At 72.3% G+C, this 2,747-nt stretch carries 3 protein-coding genes; 2 read left to right on the top strand and 1 reads right to left on the bottom strand.

Annotated features, from left to right (window positions below; translation table 11 throughout):
• Positions 1-42: 42 nt before the first annotated feature.
• A complete protein-coding gene (locus CCN29_RS32030; RefSeq protein WP_086686038.1) occupies positions 43-1,575 on the bottom strand; it encodes a DUF4331 domain-containing protein in 1,533 nt (510 codons plus the stop codon).
• A 245-nt stretch (positions 1,576-1,820) separates the two neighbouring features.
• On the opposite strand from CCN29_RS32030, the gene CCN29_RS32025 reads away from it, so the two are divergent.
• Positions 1,821-2,363, top strand: coding sequence for a sigma-70 family RNA polymerase sigma factor (locus CCN29_RS32025; protein WP_006131485.1), 543 nt, complete (start codon positions 1,821-1,823; stop codon positions 2,361-2,363).
• Positions 2,360-2,747 (top strand): RskA family anti-sigma factor (locus CCN29_RS32020; protein WP_442538610.1); only part of this gene is annotated, 388 nt, incomplete at its 3' end. The genes CCN29_RS32025 and CCN29_RS32020, both read left to right, overlap by 4 nt.

Here is a 2,747-nt window from a genome sequence, read left to right as displayed (position 1 = left end):
ACTGACCCGCCCGGCGGCCGGGGGCGCCGGCCGCCGGGCGGGTCAGTAGGCGCGGCGGCGCATGCGGCGCCACCACATGAGCGCCACGCCGATCAGCAGCAGTCCGCCCGCTCCCGCGCCCGCGGACGCGGCGACGAGGGTGGTGTCGTCGCCGCCGTCCGCCCCGGCGGGCCGCAGCGCGTCGCCGAGCTGACTGCGGACGTCGTTGCCGCCGTCCACGCCCTTGGCGAGCGGCCCGCGTGAGCCCTCCGTGGGGTTGGCCAGGTACGGGAAGGACGCGCCGAACTCCTTGTCGTTGGCGTCGACCGCGTCGCCCAGGTCGTTCTTCGCGCCGACCAGCTCGCCCTCGACGACCTGGAGCGCGGCGTCGACGACGTCGTCGGTCAGCCGGCGGCCGTTGGGGAAGCCGGCGGTGTCGCCGTCCAGGACGCCCAGCCGCTTGGGCTTCGCGGCCGGCTCGATCGAGGTGTTGAGGCGCAGCATCTCCGAAGGGCGCACGTGCGGCGGCTGGTTGAGACCCTCCACGCCCTTCAGGAACACGTCGACCAGGTCGTCGCGAGGCTCCTTCGGCGCCGGGATCTTGTAGATCGCCTCGATCAGCTTCGGCAGCTCGGGCTCGGTGGCGTTCTTCAGGAACTGCGCGTCGTCCCACGGGGCGGACGCGTTGAACGTGTCCTTGTCGCCGACCGGGTTGACGACCTCGTTCACCAGCGGGCTGCCCAGCCGCGACACCTGCACGAAGTCTCCCTCGGCGTTCTCGCGCTGGGTGGTGGACCAGATGCCGACGACCGGCTGGTCCGCCGACTCGGTGATCAGGTGCGTCGGCACCTGGAGCGCCACCGAGTTGACGTTGTAGCCCTTGAGCGTGTCGTTGCCGACCTCCGAGAGGTTCCCGCCGTACAGCAGGTCGAAGACCCGCAGGTCCAGGAAGAACGGGTCGTCGGCCTGGCCGGCGAACGTGGTGGTGCCGCCGGCCAGTTCACGGACCGCCTGCTCGCGGAGGGTGCCGTAGTCCGGCATGGACGCCTTGCCGACGTTCGACGGCGCCACCGGCACGTCGTGGGCGATCTTCGTGCGGGACACCGCGTGCTGGTCCTTCAGCTTCAGCAGCTCGATGTCGTAGGTCTGGGTGATGTTGAGGTCCGGGTCGTCCAGGCTGGTGACCGGGCCGGTGTTGTAGAGGAACGTCCTGTCGTTCTTGACGTGCGTCTCGAAGGTGTAGCGGAACAGCAGCTCGCCCTGCGCGTCGCCGTTGTTGTCGATGTGGATGTCGTACTGCGCGTCCTCGGCGAACGTGAAGAAGTTCGGCCCGCCGGCGGGCTCCTCGAACGGGATCCAGTCGGCGATGATCGTCGTCGTGTCCGGCTTGTCGGGGCTGACGAACGCGTACAGGTCCGTGTTGTCGTACTGCGGGGTGCCCGAGATCAGCGGGGCCTCCCGGTGGGAGGAGGCCGAGGCCGCCCCGGGTTCCAGCGCGGACGCGCCGGCGGCCGCGAGCCCCCCGGCGGCCAGCGCACCGCAGATCAGGGTCGCGAGGCTCCTGCGCCCCGCACCGCTCCTGGAGTCAGTTGTCATGCCGTCCGTCCTCAGTGCCGACTTGCCTTGACGCACTGGGATTCGGAGCATCGCCGGACCCGGATTGGTCGAACCGCGGACAAGTTTTCCCGCCCCCTCCCCGACGACCGCTTCCCGCCTAGGATTTCTCCCCGCCGACCCGCGTTTTCGGCCCGGTGATCCGTACTTCCCATCCGGAGGCGCGCTCGCTGCGAATGCCTTGTGCGACCGGACGGTCCGGCAGGGCCGGGAGAGGGGGACGAGCGTTGGAGGCGGACCAGTTGCTGATCCGGGTGGCCGGAGGTGACCAGAAGGCCTTCGAGGATCTGTACGGACTGGTCTCCGGGCCGGTCTACGGGCTGGTGCGGCGCGTGGTGCGCGACCCGGCCCAGTCCGAGGAGGTGGCCCAGGAGGTGCTCCTCGAACTCTGGCGCTCCGCCGCCCGCTTCGACCCCGGCCGGGGCAGCGCCCTGTCCTGGGTGCTCACCCTCGCCCACCGCAGGGCCGTCGACCGGGTGCGCAGCGCCCGCGCGGCCGGCGAGCGCGAGGAGAGGGAGGCACGGCGCGGGCACGGCCCCGCCTTCGACCAGGTCGCCGAGGAGGTCGAGGCCGGCCTCGAACGCGAATGGGTGCGCCGCTGCCTGGACCGCCTCACCGCGCTCCAGCGCCAGTCGGTCACCCTCGCCTACTACGACGGCTACACCTACCGCGAAGTGGCCGAGCGGCTGAGACTGCCGCTCGGCACCGTCAAGACCCGGATGCGGGACGGGCTCACCCGCCTGCGCGACTGCCTGGGAGGCGCGGCATGAGCGTGTTCCGCCGGCTGTTCTCCCGCGAGGACCCGCACTCGCTGGCCGCACCGTACGCCCTCGACGCGCTGGAGCCCGCCGAGCGGGTCCGCTTCGAGAGGCATCTGACGTCCTGCGACCGGTGCGCCGCCGAGGTGCGCGACCTCACCGAGGACGCCGTCCGGCTGGCCTGGTCCACCGCCGCGCCGGCCCCGCCCGCCCTCCGCGACCGGGTCCTGGCCGCCGTGCGCACCACCGCGCAGGAACCCGCGCCGCCGGAGGGCGGGCGGGAACGCCGCCGGGCGGTGCTGCTCGTGCCGTTCGCCACGGCCACCGCCGCCGCGGCGCTCGTCGTCGCCTCGCTGTTCGCCGTCCAGGCGAACCGCACGCAGGACGAACTCGCCG

This window comes from Streptomyces pseudogriseolus (assembly GCA_002154585.1).
Taxonomy (GTDB): domain Bacteria; phylum Actinomycetota; class Actinomycetes; order Streptomycetales; family Streptomycetaceae; genus Streptomyces; species Streptomyces pseudogriseolus.
Note: the sequence above shows the minus strand (reverse complement) of the source record. Positions and strands in the feature narration are given on the sequence as shown.